General features: G+C 67.6%; 17 protein-coding genes, 2 rRNA genes and 1 riboswitch. Of the genes, 4 read left to right on the top strand and 15 right to left on the bottom strand.

The genetic code is table 11. The annotated features are described in order from the left end of the window. Positions 1-82 precede the first annotated feature (82 nt). Positions 83-904: a PhzF family phenazine biosynthesis protein gene (locus QFZ58_RS30755; protein ID WP_307128135.1), complete on the top strand. Its 822-nt coding sequence runs from the start codon at positions 83-85 to the stop codon at positions 902-904. A 24-nt stretch (positions 905-928) separates the two neighbouring features. Here QFZ58_RS30755 and QFZ58_RS30750 read toward each other — a convergent pair whose 3' ends face one another. Further along, complete coding sequence (locus QFZ58_RS30750; RefSeq protein WP_307128134.1) at positions 929-1,708, bottom strand: CPBP family intramembrane glutamic endopeptidase; 780 nt, start codon at positions 1,706-1,708, stop codon at positions 929-931. Between the two features lie 155 nt (positions 1,709-1,863). After that, positions 1,864-3,369 carry a glutamate-cysteine ligase family protein gene (locus QFZ58_RS30745; protein ID WP_307128133.1) on the bottom strand — a complete coding sequence of 502 codons (1,506 nt, stop codon included), beginning with the start codon at positions 3,367-3,369 and terminating at the stop codon, positions 1,864-1,866. Between the two features lie 489 nt (positions 3,370-3,858). Between QFZ58_RS30745 and QFZ58_RS30740 the strand changes: the two genes are divergently transcribed. Both QFZ58_RS30740 and QFZ58_RS30735 read left to right on the top strand, forming a co-directional pair. Next, on the top strand, positions 3,859-4,473 hold the full coding sequence (locus QFZ58_RS30740) for a hypothetical protein (protein WP_307128132.1): 615 nt from the start codon (positions 3,859-3,861) through the stop codon (positions 4,471-4,473). Positions 4,474-4,761: 288 nt separating this feature from the next. Next, positions 4,762-4,968, top strand: a complete 207-nt coding sequence (locus QFZ58_RS30735; RefSeq protein WP_307128131.1) for a DUF5999 family protein — start codon at positions 4,762-4,764, stop codon at positions 4,966-4,968. Positions 4,969-5,056: 88 nt separating this feature from the next. On the opposite strand, the gene gcvP is transcribed toward QFZ58_RS30735, so the two are convergent. After that, positions 5,057-7,942 (bottom strand): aminomethyl-transferring glycine dehydrogenase, encoded by a 2,886-nt coding sequence (gcvP, locus tag QFZ58_RS30730; RefSeq protein ID WP_307128130.1) that lies wholly within the window; start codon positions 7,940-7,942, stop codon positions 5,057-5,059. A 192-nt stretch (positions 7,943-8,134) separates the two neighbouring features. Next, a riboswitch (glycine riboswitch) is annotated at positions 8,135-8,228 on the bottom strand. A 132-nt stretch (positions 8,229-8,360) separates the two neighbouring features. On the opposite strand from gcvP, the gene QFZ58_RS30725 reads away from it, so the two are divergent. After that, positions 8,361-8,732 carry a PRC-barrel domain-containing protein gene (locus tag QFZ58_RS30725; RefSeq protein ID WP_307129050.1) on the top strand — a complete coding sequence of 124 codons (372 nt, stop codon included), beginning with the start codon at positions 8,361-8,363 and terminating at the stop codon, positions 8,730-8,732. Here QFZ58_RS30725 and QFZ58_RS30720 read toward each other — a convergent pair. From QFZ58_RS30720 to QFZ58_RS30665, 12 genes are all read right to left on the bottom strand, one after another. Then, positions 8,654-10,123, bottom strand: coding sequence for a DNA polymerase IV (locus tag QFZ58_RS30720; protein WP_307128129.1), 1,470 nt, complete (start codon positions 10,121-10,123; stop codon positions 8,654-8,656). The two genes, QFZ58_RS30725 and QFZ58_RS30720, sit on opposite strands and share 79 nt — an antisense overlap. A gap of 67 nt (positions 10,124-10,190) precedes the next feature. Then, on the bottom strand, positions 10,191-10,808 hold the full coding sequence (locus QFZ58_RS30715) for a MerR family transcriptional regulator (protein WP_307128128.1): 618 nt from the start codon (positions 10,806-10,808) through the stop codon (positions 10,191-10,193). Between the two features lie 168 nt (positions 10,809-10,976). After that, positions 10,977-11,450, bottom strand: a complete 474-nt coding sequence (locus QFZ58_RS30710) for a bifunctional nuclease family protein (RefSeq protein ID WP_006123076.1) — start codon at positions 11,448-11,450, stop codon at positions 10,977-10,979. Positions 11,451-11,503: 53 nt separating this feature from the next. Continuing rightward, positions 11,504-12,247, bottom strand: a complete 744-nt coding sequence (locus QFZ58_RS30705) for a MerR family transcriptional regulator (protein ID WP_307128127.1) — start codon at positions 12,245-12,247, stop codon at positions 11,504-11,506. Between the two features lie 41 nt (positions 12,248-12,288). Next, on the bottom strand, positions 12,289-13,209 hold the full coding sequence (locus QFZ58_RS30700; protein ID WP_307129049.1) for an FHA domain-containing protein: 921 nt from the start codon (positions 13,207-13,209) through the stop codon (positions 12,289-12,291). Positions 13,210-13,270: 61 nt separating this feature from the next. Further along, positions 13,271-14,089, bottom strand: coding sequence for a DUF881 domain-containing protein (locus QFZ58_RS30695; RefSeq protein WP_307128126.1), 819 nt, complete (start codon positions 14,087-14,089; stop codon positions 13,271-13,273). Positions 14,090-14,094: 5 nt separating this feature from the next. After that, positions 14,095-14,427: a small basic family protein gene (locus tag QFZ58_RS30690; protein ID WP_003970459.1), complete on the bottom strand. Its 333-nt coding sequence runs from the start codon at positions 14,425-14,427 to the stop codon at positions 14,095-14,097. Then, the gene (locus tag QFZ58_RS30685; protein ID WP_307128125.1) at positions 14,424-15,344 is read right to left on the bottom strand and encodes a DUF881 domain-containing protein; all 921 of its coding nucleotides are present in this window, start codon (positions 15,342-15,344) and stop codon (positions 14,424-14,426) included. The genes QFZ58_RS30690 and QFZ58_RS30685 overlap by 4 nt, the downstream gene beginning before the upstream one ends. A gap of 97 nt (positions 15,345-15,441) precedes the next feature. Then, complete coding sequence (locus QFZ58_RS30680; protein ID WP_307128124.1) at positions 15,442-17,937, bottom strand: mannose-1-phosphate guanyltransferase; 2,496 nt, start codon at positions 17,935-17,937, stop codon at positions 15,442-15,444. 111 nt (positions 17,938-18,048) lie between these two features. Further along, a complete protein-coding gene (locus QFZ58_RS30675) occupies positions 18,049-18,657 on the bottom strand; it encodes a CDP-alcohol phosphatidyltransferase family protein (RefSeq protein WP_307128123.1) in 609 nt (202 codons plus the stop codon). A 160-nt stretch (positions 18,658-18,817) separates the two neighbouring features. Beyond that, a 5S ribosomal RNA gene (gene rrf, locus QFZ58_RS30670) occupies positions 18,818-18,934 on the bottom strand. Positions 18,935-19,013: 79 nt separating this feature from the next. Further along, positions 19,014-22,138 (bottom strand): 23S ribosomal RNA (locus tag QFZ58_RS30665). Positions 22,139-22,292: the final 154 nt, after the last annotated feature.

Raw genomic sequence — 22,292 nt, 5'->3', positions numbered from 1 at the left:
TCCGCGACACGCGGCCAGAAGGTGCCGCCGACCCGCGATTGGCCTTGGACCGTGCGGCATCACGCCGCCTACGGTCGCCCGTATGAGGATCCGTATCGTCGACGCGTTCACCGACCGGCCCTTCGCCGGCAATCCCGCCGGAGTCCTGCTCCTGGATGCGGGCCCCTTCCCCGAGGCCGGCCGGCTCCAGCGGATCGCCTCGGAGGTCAACCTCTCCGAGACCGCGTTCGCCCACCCGCTGCCGCCCGGCGGCGACGCCGACTGGGCCCTGCGCTGGTTCACCCCGGCCACCGAGGTGGATCTCTGCGGGCACGCCACACTCGCCACCGCACACGTCCTGCACACCACGGGGACGGCGAGCGGCACGGTGCGCTTCTCGACGCGCGCCGGAGTCCTGGGCACCACGGCCCACCCCGACGGCACGATCACGCTGGACTTCCCGACGGCACCACTGACACCGGCCTCCGCTCCGCCAGGTCTGGCGGAGGCGCTCGGCGCGCGACCGCTCTCCGTCCACGACACGGGAGAGCACATCGGCGATCTGCTGGTGGAACTGGCGGACGAGGCGACCGTCCGGGCGCTCCGGCCCGACTTCGCCGGGCTCGCCGCCCGGTCCCGGCGCGGCATCATTGCGACGGCTGCCGCCGAGGACCCCGGGGCCGGCTACGACTTCGTGTCGCGCGGCTTCTTCCCCCGCGTCGGCATCGACGAGGACCCGGTGACCGGCAGCGCGCACACCGCCCTGGCACCCTTCTGGTCGGCCAGATTCGGCCGCGACGACCTCACCGGCCTCCAGGCCTCCGCCCGCTCGGGCGTGGTCCGCACCGCGCTCCGCGGTGACCGGACGCTGCTGACCGGATCCGCCGTCACGGTCGTGGACGGGGAACTGCTGCCCGGGCTCTGAGAGCGGCTGGAGCCTGCCCTCGCCTCACGGTGTGGGCAGCCAGCTCACTTCACCCGCGAGCAACGCGTATCCGACGAAAGCTCCGATGTCGAGCAGGGCGTGCGCGACGATCAGCGGTCCCACGCGCCCCCAGCGCCGGTACAGCAGCACGAAGACGACGCCCATGACCACGTTTCCGATGAAGCCGCCGATCCCCTGGTACAGGTGGTACGAGCCCCGGAGCACGGAGCTGGCGACCAGGGCCGCCATGGGGGTCCATCCCAGCTGCCCCAGCCGCCGCACCAGGTAGCCGACGACGATCACTTCCTCCAGTACGGCGTTCTGCAGCGCGGAGAGGATCAGTACCGGGAACTTCCACCACACCTCGGGGAGGGACTCCGGCACCACCGTCAGGTTGAAACCGCCGGCCCGCGCCGCCAGATAGAACGCCAGACCCGCACTTCCGATCCCCGCGGCGACCAGGGCCCCACGGCCGAGGTCCGGCCATGGCCTGCTCCGGTCGGCCCCCAGGCTCCGCAGCCCGGCTCCTTCCCGGACGAGCAGGTGGGCGACCAGCGCCACCGGCACCAGGGCCGTGGCGATGCCGAACAGCTGCCAGGCGAGGTCCAGCCACGGCCGTCCGGGGGCGTACGAGCCGTTCAGAGTCGCGGCCTGGTCCTTCAGGCCCCCCGGTTTCGTCAGCGAGCCGATGAAACTGATGAGGGCGGACACCCCACTGGCCCCCAGCGAGAGGGCCAGCACCAGGAGCATCTCCGTGCGCAGGATCCGCCGGGACACCCCCTCGTGGGGAATGGATTCAGCCACGCGTCCCGCCTCCACCTGTACTCCTGCCTCCAGCCGTGCGTCTTAGCTTGCCCGACGGCACGAGAGCACAGGGACACCGGCATCCGGCCTCCCCGCGGGGAGGCCGGGAACGGGGCGGGCGGTCCTGCGGGCCCGGAGCGGACCGCAGGACCCGCTCAGGGGGCGGGGAAACCGACCGGCCAGGTGTGCACCGGCTCACCCGCCTGCATCAGCTCGCCGTACCGCCGGGTGGTGGCGGCCAGCGCACCCTCCCGTTCGAGGCCGGCGTCCAGGGCGCGGTGGTACGTGTCGACCTGCCAGGAGGCGCCGTTCACACGGAGGCGGCAGCGCTCCTCGATGACACCGAGGTACAGGTCCCGGTCGGCGGGCTCGATGTTCCATGCGTCGAGCCCGGCGGCGGCGAGCGGCAGCAGCTCGTCCCGCACCAGCTTGACGGCGGGCACCTTCGCCACGCCTCCTGAGCGGCCCGGCCGCGGCCAGAGCAGCTCGGCGTCGATGCCGTGGCGGCAGGCGGTGTCGAAGTTCTCGGCGGCCGCCTCGAAGGGCAGTCTGGTCCAGACGGGCCGGGACTCGTCGGCCAGCGCGCGCACCAGGCCGTAGTAGAACGCCGCGTTCGCGATGACGTCCGTGACCGTGGGCCCGGCGGGCAGCACCCGGTTCTCCACCCTGAGGTGGGGAACGCCTCCGGACAGCCCGTACACCGGCCGGTTCCACCGGTAGACCGTCCCGTTGTGCAGGACGAGTTCGGCGAGCGTCGGCGCACCCCCCTCGTCGAGCACCCGCAGCGGGTCCTCGTCGTCACAGATCGGCAGCAGGGGCGGGAAGTACCGCACGTTCTCCTCGAAGAGCTCGTACGCGGAGTCGATCCAGCGCTCGCCGAACCATGTCCTGGGCCGCACCCCCTGGTTCGCGAGTTCCGGCGGCCGTACGTCGGTGGCCTGCTGGAACAGCGGGGGCCGCGACTCGCGCCACAGCTCCTTGCCGAACAGGAAGGGGGAGTTGGCCCCGAGGGCGATCTGTACCGGTGCGATGGCCTGGGCCGCGTTCCACACGTCCGCGAAGCGGGCAGGCGTCACCTGGAGGTGCAATTGCACCGAGGTGCAGGCCGATTCCGGCGCAATGGAGGCAGAGGTACGGACCAGTCGCTCCACACCTTCGATGTCGAGGAGGAAATCCTCGCCACGCGCTGCCGCCATTTGGTCATTGAGCAGGGTGTACCGGTCCACGTCCGAGAGGTTCGCCGAGACCACGTCATCGCTGCCGAGCGTCGGCAGGATACCGATCATCATGATGCCCGCGTCCACTTCCGCCGCCTTGCGGTGGGCATATGCGAGCCCCGTCCGGAGCTCCTCGGCGAGCTGATCGAATACCCGCCCGCTCAGCCGGTGCGGAAGAATATTCACTTCCAGGTTGAACATCCCCAGTTCCGTTTGGAAATCCCGGCTGGCGATGCGCCGGAGCACCTCCGCATTCCGCATCCTCGGCATGCCGTCCGAGCCCGCGAGATTCAGCTCGATCTCCAGGCCCATGAGGTTTCTCGGCCGGTCGAACCTCCCCTCCGACAGGAGCCTCTCCAGTCCCTCCAGGCACTGGGTGAGCTTCTTGCGGTACGTCTGCGGATCGGACAGGTCAAAGGCGCCCGCCACGACCTTCTCGCCCATCGAAGGGTCCCTCCTCGAGTGGGCGGCCCGCGGCACAGGCCGCTCGTATCACGATCGATAATGCCCCGAGGAGCTGATCCGTAACGCCCCCGCGGGTCACATCTACCCAGTAGTCTGTCGACGAACGCCGGAGGCACATTCCTTCGGCATGCGGCATAAGCGGTACCGCTGTCGAGTCCCGGCTGTAATGATCGACGGGTTTCAGCCTACCGCCCGGCCGGGGAAATACCTGGCAGAGGACGTCCGAGACGGGCCGAACCAACAGAAACTCCGCAATTCGAGGGCCTGAATGTGTCTTGCGCGGAATATGCGGAACGGCTAGCCGAAACATCATGTGAACATTTGTCGTATAAACTCTGCGCACGAGGCAGAGAGTTGACGCACCGGCCCGTCCGCCCGTCACCGGCCTTCCTCTGGCCCCGCACGCCGACAGCGCCGTCTGCACCCGCCCACGCATCACCGTGTCTCCGAAGTGAGAGGCGACCCACTATGCCGCTGCATGTCTACCCGGCCCCCGCGCCCGCATTGCGCAGCGTTCTCGCGGCACTCGGTTCTCCCACCGCAGTCCGCGAGGCCCACACGCCGGCTCTCCGGTCCGTCCAGGGATCGCTGAGCCCCGAACTTCCGCTCCCGGTCCACGTACTGGACCGCATCGTGCCCGACGAGGCCGCGCCGCGCACCCGTCTCGCCGGCTGGCGCTTCCTGATCCGCAACGGCGACCGCGCCGTGGCCGCCGCCGACACCATGATCACCCCCGACGGCTGGACCTTCTCGCACTTCTTCGAGGGCCCCTACATCGTCTCGACCGAACTCGCCGTCCGGCAGGCGGAGTCGGCGACCACGCACTACCAGCCGCGGCTGCTGTCGGTGCCGGAGCTCTACATGCTCACGCTGTGGCTGCACAACGACACGGAGGCCGACGCCGCCGGCGGCACGCTCGATCCGGCCGACGTACTGGTGCCGCTGGCGCCCGCGCCCCCCGGTATCACCGCGCACCTTCCGCACCGGGTCGCCGACCTGCTTCCGGTCATGACCCTGCGCGTCACCCCGGCCCCCGCTCCTGAGCTTCCCGGTCTCCCGGGCCTCCTGGGATCGCCCGCCTGATCCCCCTGCCTCACGCGCCCCCGCCGAGCACCACGGCGGGGGCGCCGTCCTTACCCGTCCGGACTAGCCCGGTCGGGCCACCCCGAACCACCCGAAGAGGCAGTGCGGTTGCTTTGAACCGCCCGGCCGGGTGATGCGTCATGGAAGGAGAACGGGAGCTGTCGTGAAATCCCTGCGGACCGAGGCCCGTGGGGCAACACTGGGACCGGACCGACTTGATACGGGGCGACCATGAACGCATCGCCACGCCGCAGGACACTCGACTCAACGCAGCGAAAGAACCCATCCATGTGTCAGCACCAGCCACCATGCCCGACCGCAGACTCCAACGACCGGGAAGCCGCACGTCTCATGGCGCACCACCCGGAACAGGGCTGGAGCCTGCTGTGCAACGGCGTCCTGCTCTTCGAGGACACCGGTGAGCTGCTCCCGGACGGACAGGTCATCGCCCCGCACAGGCCGCTGCGGACCGGTCAGGTGGTGAAGGCCGCCTGATCCGGCGGAAGAAGCAACGGGGCCGGCCCGGAGTGGTCTCCGCACCGGCCCCCACGCGTGCTCCGCGTCCTGCGAGCTGTTCCGCGCCCTACTGGTCGTACGCGTCCAGGGGCGGGCAGGAGCAGACCAGGTTGCGGTCGCCGAACGCACCGTCGATGCGGCGCACCGGCGGCCAGTACTTGTCCGACGGCGCGACGCCGACCGGGAAGACAGCCTCCTCGCGGCTGTAGGCGTGCGTCCACTCACCGCCGAGCGCCGCCGCGGTGTGCGGGGCGTTGCGCAGCGGGTTGTCGTCCGCGCTCCAGGCACCGGAGGCGACCTTCTCGATCTCCGCGCGAATGGCGATCATCGTGTCGCAGAACCGGTCGAGCTCCGCGAGGTCCTCGCTCTCGGTCGGCTCGATCATCAGCGTCCCGGCCACCGGGAACGACATGGTGGGCGAGTGGAAGCCGTAGTCGATCAGCCGCTTGGCGATGTCGTCGATGCTGACGCCGGTCGCCTTGGAGATCGGCCGCAGGTCCACGATGCACTCGTGGGCGACCAGTCCGGCAGGGCCGTTGTACAGGATCGGGAAGTGCGGCTCCAGACGCTTGGCGATGTAGTTGGCCGCCAGCACGGCCACCTGCGTCGCGCGCTTGAGGCCCTCGCCTCCCATCAGGCGGACGTACGCCCACGAGATGGGCAGGATGCCGGCCGAGCCCCACGGGGCGGCCGAGATCGGGCCGACACCCGTCTCGGGGCCCGCGGCGGGCTGCAGCGGGTGGTTCGGGAGGTACGGCGCGAGGTGGGCGCGCACGCCGACCGGGCCGACGCCCGGACCGCCGCCCCCGTGCGGGATGCAGAAGGTCTTGTGCAGGTTGAGGTGGGAGACGTCGCCCCCGAACTTTCCGGGCTTGGCCAGACCGACCAGCGCGTTGAGGTTGGCGCCGTCCACGTACACCTGGCCGCCCGCGTCGTGCACCTCGCCGCAGATGTCGGCGACGTGCTCCTCGAAGACTCCGTGCGTGGACGGGTAGGTGATCATGAGCACGGCGAGCTCGTCACGGTGCTTCTCGATCTTCGCGCGCAGGTCCTCGATGTCGACCTCGCCGTCGTCGGCGGTCTTGACGACGACGACCTTCATGCCGGCCATGACGGCGCTGGCGGCGTTGGTGCCGTGCGCCGAGGACGGGATGAGGCAGACGGTGCGTCGGTCGTCGCCGTTGGCCCGGTGGTAGGCGCGCACGGCCAGCAGACCGGCGAATTCGCCCTGTGAGCCCGCGTTGGGCTGGAGGGACACGGCGTCGTAACCGGTGACCTCGGCGAGCCGCTCCTCGAGCTCACGGATCAGGGTGAGGAAGCCCTGGGCCTGCTCGGCCGGCGCGAACGGGTGCAGCGCGCCGAATTCGGGCCAGGTGATCGACTCCATCTCGGCGGTCGCGTTGAGCTTCATCGTGCAGGAGCCGAGCGGGATCATGCCCCGGTCCAGCGCGTAGTCGCGGTCGGCGAGCTTGCGCAGGTAGCGCAGCATCGCCGTCTCGGAGCGGTGCTGGTGGAAGACCGGGTGGGTGAGGACGGCATCGGTGCGCAGCAGGTTCTCGGGCAGGGCGTCCGCCGTCTCGGCGTCCAGTGCCTCGACGTCACCGTCGGTGCCGAAAGCCGCCCAGACGGCGGCGATCCGGGCACGGGTGGTCGTCTCGTCGCAGGCGATGGAGACCTGGTCGGCGTCCACGAGCCGCAGGTTCACCCCGCGCTCCCGGGCGCCGGCCACCACGGCCGCCGCACCGCCGGGAACACGGACGGTGAGGGTGTCGAAGTAGGTGTCGTGCACGACGTCGGCGCCGGAGGCACGCAGCCCCTGGGCCAGGATCGCGGCGAACCGGTGCGTGCGCCGGGCGATCGTCCGCAGGCCCTCGGGCCCGTGGTAGACCGCGTACATGCCGGCCATGACGGCGAGCAGAACCTGCGCGGTACAGATGTTGCTGGTGGCCTTCTCGCGGCGGATGTGCTGCTCGCGGGTCTGCAGGGCCAGGCGGTAGGCCTTGTTGCCGTCCACGTCGACGGAGACGCCGACGAGGCGCCCGGGCAGGCTGCGGGCGAACTTCTCGCGGACCGCCATGTAACCGGCGTGCGGACCGCCGAAGCCCATCGGGACGCCGAAGCGCTGGGTGGTGCCGACGGCGATGTCCGCACCCAGCTCACCGGGCGAGGTGAGCAGGGTCAGCGCCAGCAGATCGGCGGCGACGGTGACGACGGCGCCGAGTTCGTGGGCGCGGTCGATGACGGGCTTGATGTCGCGTACGGCCCCGGAGGCGCCGGGGTACTGCAGAAGCACGCCGAACACACCGCGCTCGGCGACGTCGGCGGGAAGGCCCTCACTCAGGTCGGCGACGACCACGTCGACGCCCGTCGGCTCCGCGCGGGTCTTGATCACCGCGACCGTCTGCGGCAGGGTGTCCGCGTCGACCAGGAAGACACCGCCCTTGACCTTGCCCACACGCCGCGCCAGGGCCATGGCCTCCGCGGCCGCCGTGGACTCGTCCAGGAGGGAGGCGCCGGAGGTGGGGAGGCCGGTCAGGTCGGCCACCATCGTCTGGAAGTTCAGGAGGGCCTCGAGCCGCCCCTGCGAGATCTCCGGCTGGTACGGCGTGTACGCCGTGTACCAGGCCGGGTTCTCCATGACGTTGCGCAGGATCACCGGCGGGGTGAAGGTGCCGTAGTACCCCAGACCGATCATCGGGGCGAGCACCTGGTTGCGGTCGGCCAGACGCCTCAGCTCGTCCAGGACCTCGGCCTCGGTGCGGGCGGCCGGGAGGTTCAGCGCCTCGGCACTCCTGATCACGTCGGGCACCGCGGCGGCGGTGAGCTCGTCGAGGGAGCCGTAGCCGACCTGGGCGAGCATCTTGGCCTGGGCCCCGGCATCGGGCCCGATGTGGCGCTGCTCGAAGGGGATGCCCTGCTCCAGCTGGGAGAGCGGAGTGCGACGGGGGGTCATGATGGAGGCCTCCTGGTCTGTCACGACCTGCGAGGGGCACCACGGCGTGGCTGCCCGGACGGCCTCCCCATCTGTCATCTCGACCTGAGAGTTTCACCAGCCGCCCGGGGGCGAGCCGGCTTTCACCGTCGGTGAGGACGGGCACCGTCCCGGCCGGGGCCGTGCGGGTACCGTCCTGCTTTCCAGAGTGACCTCGTCCGTGCGGTACGGGTGCCTGAGAGATTCCGGGGAGGAGTTGCTCCTTCGGCGCCTCCGACTTCACGGAGGACTCTCCCGCACGGGGTCGGCAGCCGCCTCCAGCCTACCAGCGGGCCGGCGCCGTCCGTCTCGAGTGGCCGAAGCCCCGAATCTGGCCTTGGGTAGTGCCTGTGGTGCAGTCGTGACCACCCTCATGGAGTTGCGAGCAGTGGGAGGCACCGTGCAGACCGACATCGATCCGCGCAGCCTGATCGGCCGCAAGGCGTTCGACCGTAAAGGCACCAAGATCGGAACGGTGGACGAGGTATATCTCGACGATGCCACCGGAGTGCCCGAGTGGGCGGCCGTGCGCACCGGGCTCTTCACCCGTGACGCGTTCGTACCGCTGGAGCCGAGCGAGTTCGTCGACGGTTCGCTGCACATCCCCTTCGACCGGGCCCTGATCAAGGACGCGCCCGACTTCGGCGTCGGGCGCCACCTGTCCCCGGAACAGGAACTGCAGCTGTACCGCCATTACGGTCTGGACGCGGCACCGTCGGGCGGCGTGGGCCCGGACAGGGACTTCGGCAGACTGGCCGGCCACGAGGAGTAGTCCACCGGCTCCCGGACCAGGGGCAGCGGATCGGCCGGGTGCAGTTCCGGGTCGTCGACACGGAACGTACGCACCCGGCCGGGCGGCGTCTGCGGCTCCTCGAACCGCACGGTGACTCGGCCCACGCCGCTCCCCTGCACCCAGCCGTGACCATGGGTCCCGTGCCGTACGTCGCTCCCGGCGGGCCACTGCCGGGAGGGCGCGGGCGCGGGCTCCGGCCGCTCCCGCTCCCCGGCCGGGGTGTCCGGCGCGGCCGGGGTGTCCTCCGCGCCGGACGCACCGGCCGCGCCGGCCGCGCCGGCCGCCGTCTGCAGGGCGTCCGCGGCCTGGGCGAACAGATCCTCCTGGGTGAAGTCCGCGAGGCCCGTGACGCCGACACCGAGGAGACGTACGCCGCCCGTGGTGTCGACGGCCTCCAGCAGCCGTGCGGCGGCCTCCCTGACCACCGTGGGGTCGTCGGTAGGGCCGCGCAGGGTCTCGGACCGGGTCAGCGTGGAGAAGTCGTAGCGCCGCACCTTGAGCACCACGGTCCGCCCGGACCGCCCCGCGCCCCGCAACCGCTGGACGCACCGGTCCGCCAGGCGCTCCACCTCCGTCCGGACCCGCACGCGGTCGTGCAGGTCCACGTCGAAGGTGTCCTCGACGGACACGGACTTCGCGTCCCGTTCCGCGACGACGGGACGGTCGTCGTAGCCCAGGGCCATGCGGTACAGGGCGACACCGTGCGCCTTGCCCAGCAGGCGTACGAGCTCCGCCTCCCCCGCCTCCGCCAGGTCCTGGACCACGGTCATACCGGCGCGGCGCAGATGGTCGCCCGTGGCGGGTCCCACTCCCGGGAGGATCCGTACCGACATCGGGGCCAGGAGTTCGCGCTCGGTGCCGGGCTCGATCAGCATGAGGCCGTCCGGCTTCGCCTCCTCGGAGGCGATCTTGGCCAGCATCTTGGATCCCGCGAGCCCCACGGAACCGCTGAGCCCGGTGACGCCCCTGATGACCGTCCGCAGCTGCTCACCGATCAGGCGGGCGGACGCCGAGTCGTCGGCGACTCCCCCGGCCTCGAGATCGACGAAGGCCTCGTCCAGACTGAGCGGCTCCACGAGCGGTGACAGCCGCCCGAGCAGCGTCATCACCTGGTCGCTCACCGTCCTGTAGAGGGCGAAACGGGGCACGAGGTAGGCCGCGTTGGGCGCAAGCCGCCGGGCCTGTGCCATCGGCATCGCCGAATGGACGCCGAAGCGCCGCGCCTCGTACGAAGCGGTGGCGACCACCCCGCGCATCCCCAGACCGCCCACCACGACCGGCTTCCCACGCAGGCTCGGCTTCGCCGCCTGCTCCGCAGAGGCGTAGAAGGCATCCATGTCCAGATGCAGGATGGTGGGCGCGGCTCTCACAGCACCGATGCTGCCCTACGCCACTGACAACCGGCCTGCCCGGCTCGTCGGTGGCGCGGGGCGGCACTCAGCCCGCACGGTTGCGGCGGCGGGCCAGTTCGTCGGTGGGGTTGTTGCCGATCAGTGTCTCGCCCGTGTCGACCCGCTCGCCGTGCAGTTGCGACAGAGCCGCGTCCACGTCGCGCCAGACGACACCGACGGCGATGCCGAAGACGCCCTGGCCGCCCTGCAGCAGATTCACGACCTCGTCCGGCGAGGAGCACTCGTAGACCGTGGCCCCGTCGCTCATGAGCGTCATGCGCTCGAGGTCGGTGAATCCACGGTCCCGGAGGTGCTGGACCGTGGAGCGGATGTTCTGCAGTGCGACCCCGGTGTCCAGGAATCTTTTGACGATCTTGAGGAGGACCACGTCCCTGAAACTGTAGAGGCGTTGCGTCCCCGACCCGTACGCCGGACGCACGCTCGGCTCCACGAGCCCCGTGCGCGCCCAGTAGTCGAGCTGCCGGTAGGTGATCCCGGCCGCCGCGCATGCCGTCGGCCCCCGGTACCCGATACCGTCTTCCACTGCCGTACCGTCCGCCGCCATCGTCGCCGGCCGTACCGGCTGTCTGATGGTCTGGTCGGCCGCACTGCCGTGCTGCCGGTACGGCCCACCCGCAGCCGTACCGTCGCCGCTGCTTCTCACGCCGACCTCCGTCCTTGACCTGCCATCTCGAAGGTAGGCAGTCACCAGGGGTGCGTCAACGATCGCCACACTCGGCACGCCGAGTGATAATCACCCTGAGGGTGGTTTCCCGTGACCGGAATACGGGAACGGCTTCTCGAATGCGCTGACGGCGCCCCTGCGGGGCGGTCACTGGCTGTTGGTCCCGAAGTCCTCCGGCGAGATCTGGTCGAGGAATTCGCGGAATTTCTCCACCTCGTCCTCCTGCTCGTCCGGGATCGCGATTCCCGCGTCGTCGAGCACTCCGTCACTGCCGTAGATCGGCGTGCCGGTGCGCAGGGCGAGCGCTATGGCGTCGGACGGCCGCGCGCTCACCTCGACCCCGCTGGCGAAGACCAGCTCCGCGTAGAAGACCCCTTCTCTGAGGTCCGTGATCCGGACCTCGGTGAGCTCCTGGCCGACGGCCTCGAGCACATCCTTGAAGAGATCATGGGTCAGCGGCCTGGCCGGAGCCATGCCCTGCTGGGCGAAGGCGATCGCGGTCGCTTCCCCAGGACCGATCCAGATAGGGAGGTACCGATCGCCTCCCACTTCACGCAGGAGCACGATCGGTTGGTTGGAGGGCATTTCCACCCGGACACCCACAACGTCGAGCTCGTTCACACAGCAACCCTAGGACGTGCCCGGCATGTTTGGATAGTCGGGCCCCTTCCCACTCAGTGGAAGCGCACCTTCAGGGCCGTCTGCACGAGGGCCGCGTGGAGCCGGACGGACAGCTCGGCGAGCTCTCTCGCAGTGGCCTCCGCATGGGCCCTGGTCTGCGGATTCCGGTGCCGGCGCAGGGGCGCCACCACCTGTTCGACCAGTCCGGCCTCTCGCTCCGCGGCCGCTCTCACGGGCCGCAGATGCCGAGGTTCCAGACCGAATCGCCCCAGATCCGCCACAAGACGCGCCACCGTGACCGCCTCGGCCTCGTAGCTGCCCTCCGGCGTGGGCACGATCAGGCCGTACGACTCCCACTCGTCGAGCTGGTCCTCGGTGGCCTCTGCGGCGGCGAGGAGCTCGGAGCGCCCGATACGGGCCGCGGTCACCCCGCCCGCTTCCTGGTCCCGGCGGCCGTCCGTGAGCTCGCCCTGCCCCGCGCCGGGAGGCAGCGTGGCCTGCTCACCGCGGGCGAGGGCGTCCAGATGCTCACGGATGACCTTGAGCGGCAGGTAGTGGTCCCGCTGCATACGCAGAACCTGAGCCAGCCGCCCGACATCGGCGGTACTGAACTTCCGGTAGCCGGAAGGCGTGCGCTGCGGCTCGATGAGCCCTTCCGCCTCCAGGAAGCGGATCTTGGAGATCGTCACTTCGGGAAACTCGTCGCGCAGCTGCAGAAGCACCGTGCCGATGCTCATGGCGCGCTCGTCCGGGGTGGCGGTGCCGTGACCGGCACCGCCTGTCGGTGTTCGCAGCATGGACCTTCCTGGGGGTCCCCCGGACGGAGTCCGGGAGCGGGTCACACGCCCCGCTGGCTCGCGTAGAAGACCAGCCGGTACTTCCCGATCTGGACTTCGTCGCCGTTGGTCAGCGCGACGGAATCGATGCGCTCGCGGTTGACGTACGTGCCGTTGAGGCTGCCGACGTCACCCACGGTGAAACTACCGTCCGGGTTCCTGTGGAACTCCACATGGCGCCGCGACACGGTCACGTCGTCGAGGAAGATGTCGCTCTGCGGGTGCCGGCCGGCCGTGGTGAGGTCGCTGTCCAGGAGGAAGCGGCTGCCGGAGTTCGGGCCGCGGCGCACCACCAGGAGCGCGGAACCGGCCGGCAGGGCGTCGACGGCGGCCTGCGCCTCGGGCGACAGGGAGGGAAGGGCCGTCTGGCCCGTGGCCTCCGCCTCGTAGGCCTCGATGCCGGAGATCGAGATGGTGGAGGTCGTCTCCGAGGCACGCTCGGGCACCCCGCCCCTCAGCGGCGCGCCGCAGTTGGAACAGAAACGACTGGCCTGGGCATTTCGATGGCCGCACCTCGAACACACCGGCATGGACGAACCCTCCGGGGCGGGGGTGAACCCTCCACCCGTACTCGAGGCCGACGGTTCCCCGAAACCTATGCGCCCGGCACCGGCAGGGTCGACGGACGACGCGCCGGCGCCGCCTCCTGCCTGGCCCGGCCTCTCGTCGCGGAAGAGCGGGCGCTCCACGCCCTGCTCGTCGCCACCCTGGCCCTGACGCGGCGCACGGTGGCGGGCAGCGCTGTTGCCGTCCTCGCGTGCACTCTTTCCGAACCACTTCGCAAACAACTTCACGGGCGTTTCCCCTTGACCGAAATAGACCCGCCCGTGGGGCAGGACGAACCCTGAACGAACACACCTGCCGACCCGGACATCTTCACAACGTCCGTATCCATCCGACAGTTTCCACCACGCGTCACCGATCCGATGCGCCGACCCCCCGCAACCTCGTCCCCGTCTCCTTCGAGCCTCGCGCGCCACGGCCTCACTGGGACGACGACCGAGCGTAGTCAGGCTGCTTCGCCGGTCGCAAGGCATCGACGACGATGTCCTCGTAGCGTGTCACTTCCACCGTGGCCTGCTCCTTCTCGAGCGTCTGCACCACTCCGCCGGGGATGTTCAGTGCCGGCTCGAGGTCCTGCGGCCTGCCGATGACCTTGAACACGTAGGGGGCTGTGATCTTGCGGTCGTCGACCCTCAGCTCTCCCCCGTCACCGGAGAAGTACGTGTTGGCGACCACCCGGACACCGTTGACCTCGATCGCCTCCGCGCCGGCGGCGCGCAGCTCCTGGATGGCGTCCAGGAGCATGTCGGCCTCGATCGCTCCGCCGGGGTCACTGATGGTCAGGGTGATGCCGGGTCCGTGAGCCGCGACGGTGCCCGCCAGGACGCCGAGCTGCCGCTCCTTCTCGAGCGTCTGCTTCCGGGCCTCCTCCGCCTGGTCGGAGCTGGTCTCCAGTTCCGTGCGCTGGTCGTCGAGGCGCTGCTTCTCGTCCTCGAGGCGCTGGGTCCTGTTGTCGAGCTCGTCGAGGATCCTGACCAGGTCCTCCTGCCGGGCACCGCGCAGGGCGCTGTTGTCGCTGTTCGACCTGACCTGGATCGCCAGGCCCAGGCCGAGGACGAACAGCAGGAGCGCCACGACGAGTTGGGCCCGGCTGACCCTGGGGGGCCAGAGCCCGGCCATCAGCCGCCGCCGCCCGGAGATCTCCTGCGGCACGGCCTGGGGTGCTGGTACGGGGGCCGGGGCCTCGGGCGGCAGCGCGCCGGCGGGCTCCCCGCGCCTCGGGTTGTCGTCACTGGTCATCGGCCTCACGCCCGGAAGACGTGCCGGCGGATGGCCGCGGCGTTGGAGAAGATGCGGATGCCGAGGACGACCACCACACCGGTGGAGAGCTGCGCTCCGACACCGAGCTTGTCGCCGAGGAACACGATCAGCGCGGCAACCACGACGTTCGAGAGGAACGACACCACGAAGACCTTGTCCACGAAGATTCCGTCGAGCATGGCCCGGAGCCCTCCGAAGACCGCGTCCAGCGCTGCCACGACGGCGATGGGCAGGTAGGGCTCGACCACCGCCGGCACTTCGGGCCGGACCAACAGTCCGACCACGACTCCCACGACGAGGCCCAGTACGGCGATCACGATGTGCCCTTCCCTGTGTCTGCCGCCCCACTGCCCGTCTCCGCGGCCTGGGGCTCTGCTGTGCGTACGATCAGGCTCGGCGCGGCCGGCAGGCGCACCTTCTCCTGCTCGGAGATGCTGGTACGGATGTCGAAGCTCTCGTGCAGTGCCTGCAGGTACTGACCGTCCGCGCTGTCCCGGAAGGCGGAGGCGAGCTTCGGGCCGTCGCCCACCGCGAGCACCGTGTAGGGCGGTACGAGCGGCCTGTTGTCGACCAGTATGGCGTCGCCTGCGGCACGAATGGCCGACAGGGCCGTCAGCCGCTGCCCGTTGATGGCGACGGCTTCGGCGCCGGACTGCCACAGCCCGTTGACGACCCGCTGCAGGTCCCGGTCGCGTACCCGTCCGGTGTCGGCGAAACCTGTCGACTCCCGGGGCCCGCCGCCGCCCTCGTCGGTGTCCTCGGCGTCGTCGACGACCAGCTTGATTCCCGGTCCCTGGACGGGCGTTGCCCCGGAGAGCAGGGCGACCAGCGCGCCTTGGTCGCCACCGTGCTGTTCCAGCGCCTTGCGCTGGCGTTCGCCGACGTCCTTGCGCAGTTCCTCGACGTCGGCCTCGAGCGTGTCCGCGGTGGTGGTCTCGGCGTTGACCCGGTCGATGAGCTCTTCCCGTTCCTTGGCCACGACCGGCGCGGCCACCCGCGCCTCGGCGGCACCGAGGGTCACCACGAGGGCGGCCAGCACGAGGCAGGCCGCGAGGCCCAGTTTCGACGTGAGGGTGCGGGGCAGGCCGGCGGTTCCGTCTGCCCGGCGGCGTGCCGAAGCCTCGGCGTACCCCTCGTCCAGGCTGTGCTCCATCACCGTGGTCAGCAGCGACATGGACGCGTCGGGGCGGGGAGGCGGCGGTGCGCTACTCCGATCGGGGGGCGGCTGCGACATGCCGCACATCGTCGCACGTCATGTGGACTGCCGCCGAATGGCCCCACCGGTGACCCGGAAGCCGCGGGCGGCGGTTCCCGGGTCACCTGAGCTCGGCTCAGTCGCCGGCGCTGTCCACGATCGCGGCCCACTCGTCGAGCAGGGCCTGGGCGGAGGCGTCGTCCGGTCCTTCGGCCCAGAGGTGGGTCACGGCCTCGGCCGGGTCGGGCAGGACCATCACCCAGCGGCCGTCCGCCTCGACCACGCGGACACCGTCGGTGGTGTCCACGCTGCGCTCCCCTGCGGCTTCCACGACCCGCCGCATGACGAGTCCCTTGACCGCCCACGGCGTCGCGAGGTCACGGCGCAGGACATGGGCACGCGGGATCCTGGCATCGATCTGGCTCAGCGTGAGCTGCGTCCGGGCCACCAGTCCGATGAGCCTGACGAAGGCCGCGGCACCGTCGAAGACGCTGCTGAACTCGGGGACGATGAAGCCACCACGGCCGTCGCCTCCGAAGATGGTCGTGTCCTCCCGCCCGACCCGTGTCAGGTCGTCCGGGGACGTCGTCGTCCACTCCACCTGCGTGCCGTGGTAGGCCGCCACCTGCTCGGCCACGCGCGTGGTCGTCACCGGCAGGGCGACCCGCCCGCTCCGCCGCTCGGCCGCCACGAGGTCGAGCATGACCAGCAGCGCCCGGTCGTCCTCGATGATCCGGCCCTGTTCGTCCACGAGCGAGAGCCGCTCACCGACCGGGTCGAACCGCACGCCGAAGGCGGCGCGGGCCGAGGATACGATCTCGCCGAGACGCACCAGTCCGGCCCGGCGGGCCTCGGCGGACTCGGTGGGCCGCGACTCGTCGAGTCCGGGGTTGATGGTCAGCGCGTCGACGCCGAGCCGGCCGAGGAGGCTGGGCAGTACGAGCCCGGCGCTTCCGTTGGACGCGTCCACGACGACCTTGAGGCCGGCGTCGGCGATTCCGCCGGTGTCGACGTTGCGCAGGAGCGAGCCCGTGTAGGAGTCGAAGACGCTCGAGGGGAAGTGCAGGTCACCGATTTCGCCGGGGAAGGCCCTGCGGTACTCCTGACGGGCGTAGACCCGGTCCAGTTTGCGCTGGCTCGCCTGGGAGAGGTCGGCCCCCCGTTCGTCGAAGAACATGATGTCGACCGAGTCCGGGACGCCGGGGGAGGTGCGGATCATGATGCCGCCCGCACTGCCGCGAGCGGTCTGCTGACGGGCGACCGGCAGCGGTACGTTCTCCAGGTCACGGACATCGATGGCACTCGTCTGCAACGCCGAGATGACCGCTCTCTTCAGTGCGCGGGCACCTCGGGAGTGGTCACGGGCCGTGGTGACCGTCGCGCCCTTCTTGAGGGTCGTCGCATAGGCCCCGGCGAGCCGCACCGCGAGCTCCGGGGTGATCTCGACGTTCAGGATGCCGGAGACACCTCGCGCCCCGAAGAGATGTGCCTGTCCGCGCGACTCCCAGATCACCGACGTGTTGACGAAGGCGCCTGCTTCGATGGTCTTGAACGGGTAGACCCGGACGTTGCCCTGAATGATCGATTCCTCACCGACCAGGCATTCGTCGCCGATCACGGCGCCGTCCTCGATCCGGGCGGCACGCATGACGTCGGTGTTCTTCCCGATCACACAGCCACGCAGGTTGCTGTGCTGGCCGATGTACACGTTGTCGTGCACCACCGCCCGGTGCAGGAACGCACCAGATTTCACGACGACATTCGACCCCACGATGGTGTGTTCGCGGATCTCGGCGCCCGCTTCGATCTTGGCGTAGTCACCGATGTACAACGGCCCGCGGAGTACGGCGTCGGGATGGACGTCCGCGCCTTCGGCCACCCAGACCCCGGGCGAGATCTCGAAGCCGTCGAGCTCGACGTCGACCTTGCGCTCGAGGACGTCGGCCTGGGCCTTCACGTAGCTCTCGTGGGTACCCACGTCTTCCCAGTAGCCCTCGGCGATGTAGCCGTAGATCGGCTTGCCGTCCTTCATGAGCTGCGGAAACACATCGCCCGACCAGTCGACCGAGACATCGGCCTGGACGTAGTCGAAGACCTCGGGCTCCATGACGTAGATGCCGGTGTTGACGGTGTCGGAGAAGACCTGTCCCCACGTGGGCTTCTCCAGGAAGCGTTCCACCTTGCCCTCTTCGTCGACGATCGTGATGCCGAATTCCAGGGGGTTCGGGACCCGGGTCAGGCACACCGTGACGAGGGCGCCCTTCTCCTTGTGGAAAGCGATGAGATCGGTGAGGTCGAAATCGGTGAGGGCGTCGCCGGAAATCACCAGGAAGGTGTCGTCCTTCAGGGCTTCCTCGGCGTTCTTGACGCTTCCTGCGGTACCGAGTGGCTTCTCCTCGTTGGCATAGCTGAGTTCCATCCCGAGCTCTTCGCCGTCGCCGAAGTAATTCTTGACGAGGGAGGCGAGGAACTGAACGGTCACGACGGTCTCATTGAGCCCATGCCGTTTGAGCAGCCGAAGCACATGCTCCATGATCGGCCTGTTGGCCACGGGCAGAAGCGGCTTGGGCATGCTTGAGGTCATGGGGCGAAGGCGGGTGCCTTCACCGCCTGCCATCACGACGGCCTTCATGTCGGAAACGTCCTCCTTGAACAGACGACGGTCTAGCCGACTTCACCCGTCGGGGGAATACCACAGCATCCGGTGCGGACCGGCGACTCTGCACGGCACCGCATCAACGAGCTAATCGGCTACTACATCCGCCTTGACGAGTCGGCGGACTTGGACCACGTAGAGGATCCCTGCCCACCAATAGAGGGTTGTACCCCACCCAGCGAACGCCCATCCGAAAATGGCGCCCAACGAGGCCAGCCAACCACTTCCGTCGCTGAGCAGCAACAAGGGGAAGGCGTACATCAGGTTGAAGGTCGCCGCCTTCCCGAGGAAGTTGACCTGTGGGGGTGGATAGCCGTGGCGGCGCAGGATTGCCACCATGACGAGAAGCATCAGCTCACGGGCGAGCAGCGCTGCGGTGAGCCAGAGCGGAAGGATCTCGCGCCAGGTGAGCCCCACGAGCGTGGAGAGGATGTACAGGCGGTCGGCAGCCGGGTCCAGGAGCCGGCCCAGGCGGCTGATCTGGTTCCACCGGCGGGCCAGCTTGCCGTCGAGGTAGTCACTGACACCGCTCAGCATCAGGACCAGCAGTGCCCAGCCGTCGCTGTTGGGTCCACCGAACACGGGGCGCAGGATCAGCCACAGGAAAAGCGGTACGCCGACGAGGCGAGCCATGCTGAGGATGTTGGGGATGGTGAGTACTCGGTCCGTCTGAACTCGAGTCTCCTGGACCTCCACCCGGGGGCCTCCTGTGGGGAACGTGCCAATGATGCCTCCCGACCCTACCCTCAGCCACGGCATCTCGGTGCACAGGGGTACGGGCAAGGGAGTGCCGAGAGGTGCGGTGAACGCAGAAAAGCCCCGTGCCACAAGGGCACGGGGCTTTCCCGGAATAATTGTTCGGCGGCGTCCTACTCTCCCACAGGGTCCCCCCTGCAGTACCATCGGCGCTGAAAGGCTTAGCTTCCGGGTTCGGAATGTAACCGGGCGTTTCCCTAACGCAATGACCACCGAAACACTATGAAATTAACCAACACCGGATGAAAACACGGCCGTTCGTTATTTCAGAACTAACACAGTGGACGCGAGCAACTGAGGACAAGCCCTCGGCCTATTAGTACCAGTCAGCTCCACCCGTTACCGGGCTTCCACATCTGGCCTATCAACCCAGTCGTCTACTGGGAGCCTTAACCACTCAAGGTGGTGGGAATACTCATCTTGAAGCAGGCTTCCCGCTTAGATGCTTTCAGCGGTTATCCTTTCCGAACGTAGCCAACCAGCCATGCCCTTGGCAGGACAACTGGCACACCAGAGGTTCGTCCGTCCCGGTCCTCTCGTACTAGGGACAGCCCTTCTCAATATTCCTACGCGCACAGCGGATAGGGACCGAACTGTCTCACGACGTTCTAAACCCAGCTCGCGTACCGCTTTAATGGGCGAACAGCCCAACCCTTGGGACCGACTCCAGCCCCAGGATGCGACGAGCCGACATCGAGGTGCCAAACCATCCCGTCGATATGGACTCTTGGGGAAGATCAGCCTGTTATCCCCGGGGTACCTTTTATCCGTTGAGCGACAGCGCTTCCACAAGCCACTGCCGGATCACTAGTCCCGACTTTCGTCCCTGCTCGACCCGTCGGTCTCACAGTCAAGCTCCCTTGTGCACTTACACTCAACACCTGATTGCCAACCAGGCTGAGGGAACCTTTGGGCGCCTCCGTTACTCTTTAGGAGGCAACCGCCCCAGTTAAACTACCCATCAGACACTGTCCCTGATCCGGATCACGGACCCAGGTTAGACATCCAGCACGACCAGAGTGGTATTTCAAGGACGACTCCACAACCACTGGCGTGGCCGCTTCAAAGTCTCCCACCTATCCTACACAAGCCGAACCGAACACCAATATCAAACTATAGTAAAGGTCCCGGGGTCTTTCCGTCCTGCTGCGCGAAACGAGCATCTTTACTCGTAGTGCAATTTCACCGGGCCTATGGTTGAGACAGTCGAGAAGTCGTTACGCCATTCGTGCAGGTCGGAACTTACCCGACAAGGAATTTCGCTACCTTAGGATGGTTATAGTTACCACCGCCGTTTACTGGCGCTTAAGTTCTCAGCTTTGCACACCCGAAAGTGCACTAACCGGTCCCCTTAACGTTCCAGCACCGGGCAGGCGTCAGTCCGTATACATCGCCTTACGGCTTCGCACGGACCTGTGTTTTTAGTAAACAGTCGCTTCTCGCTGGTCTCTGCGGCCACCCCCAGCTCATGGAGTAAATCCAATCACCAGTGATGGCCCCCCTTCTCCCGAAGTTACGGGGGCATTTTGCCGAGTTCCTTAACCATAGTTCACCCGAACGCCTCGGTATTCTCTACCTGACTACCTGAGTCGGTTTAGGGTACGGGCCGCCATGAAACTCGCTAGAGGCTTTTCTCGACAGCATAGGATCATCCACTTCACCACAATCGGCTCGGCATCAGGTCTCAGCCTTAATGTGTGACGGATTTGCCTACCACACGGCCTACACCCTTACCCCGGGACAACCACCGCCCGGGCTGGACTACCTTCCTGCGTCACCCCATCGCTTACCTAATACAAGTCTGGTTCGTCGGCTCCACCACTACCCTCAACTCCGAAGAGATCGGGCCGGCTTCACGGACTTAGCATCGCCTGATTCAGTATTGGGCGTTTCAAAGCGGGTACCGGAATATCAACCGGTTGTCCATCGACTACGCCTGTCGGCCTCGCCTTAGGTCCCGACTTACCCTGGGCAGATCAGCTTGACCCAGGAACCCTTAGTCAATCGGCGCACACGTTTCTCACGTGTGTATCGCTACTCATGCCTGCATTCTCACTCGTGAACCGTCCACAACTCGCTTCCGCGGCTGCTTCACCCGGCACACGACGCTCCCCTACCCATCCATACTCCCGTTGGGGATATGTGTATGAATGACACGACTTCGGCGGTACGCTTGAGCCCCGCTACATTGTCGGCGCGGAATCACTTGACCAGTGAGCTATTACGCACTCTTTCAAGGGTGGCTGCTTCTAAGCCAACCTCCTGGTTGTCTCTGCGACTCCACATCCTTTCCCACTTAGCGTACGCTTAGGGGCCTTAGTCGATGCTCTGGGCTGTTTCCCTCTCGACCATGGAGCTTATCCCCCACAGTCTCACTGCCGTGCTCTCACTTACCGGCATTCGGAGTTTGGCTAAGGTCAGTAACCCGGTAGGGCCCATCGCCTATCCAGTGCTCTACCTCCGGCAAGAAACACACGACGCTGCACCTAAATGCATTTCGGGGAGAACCAGCTATCACGGAGTTTGATTGGCCTTTCACCCCTAACCACAGGTCATCCCCCAGGTTTTCAACCCTGGTGGGTTCGGTCCTCCACGAAGTCTTACCTCCGCTTCAACCTGCCCATGGCTAGATCACTCCGCTTCGGGTCTAGAGCGTGCAACTCAATCGCCCTATTCGGACTCGCTTTCGCTACGGCTTCCCCACACGGGTTAACCTCGCTACACACCGCTAACTCGCAGGCTCATTCTTCAAAAGGCACGCAGTCACGACTGCATGTGCAAGCACATACAGCGACGCTCCCACGGCTTGTAGGCACACGGTTTCAGGTACTATTTCACTCCGCTCCCGCGGTACTTTTCACCATTCCCTCACGGTACTATCCGCTATCGGTCACCAGGGAATATTTAGGCTTAGCGGGTGGTCCCGCCAGATTCACACGGGATTTCTCGGGCCCCGTGCTACTTGGGTGTCTCTCAAACGAGCCGTTGATGTTTCAGCTACGGGGGTCTTACCCTCTACGCCGGACCTTTCGCATGTCCTTCGCCTACATCAACGGTTTCTGACTCGCCTCACAGCCGGCAGACTGTGAAAGAGAGATCCCACAACCCCGTATGCGCAACCCCTGCCGGGTATCACACGCATACGGTTTGGCCTGATCCAGTTTCGCTCGCCACTACTCCCGGAATCACGGTTGTTTTCTCTTCCTGAGGGTACTGAGATGTTTCACTTCCCCTCGTTCCCTCCACACTGCCTATGTGTTCAGCAGCGGGTGACAGCCCATGACGGCTGCCGGGTTTCCCCATTCGGAAACCCCCGGATCAAAGCTTGGTTGACAGCTCCCCGGGGACTATCGTGGCCTCCCACGTCCTTCATCGGTTCCTGGTGCCAAGGCATCCACCGTGCGCCCTTAAAAACTTGGCCACAGATGCTCGCGTCCACTGTGCAGTTCTCAAACAACGACCAGCCACCCATCACCCCACCCTTACAGGCGAGTTCACTGGGGCCGGCAACCGAAGGCGACCTCACGGCCATACCTTCAGATACCCAACAGCGTGCCCGACCCGACCGATCCATC

It is taken from the genome of Streptomyces sp. B1I3, from assembly GCF_030816615.1.
GTDB lineage: Bacteria > Actinomycetota > Actinomycetes > Streptomycetales > Streptomycetaceae > Streptomyces.
This window is presented reverse-complemented; position numbering and strand designations above follow the sequence as displayed.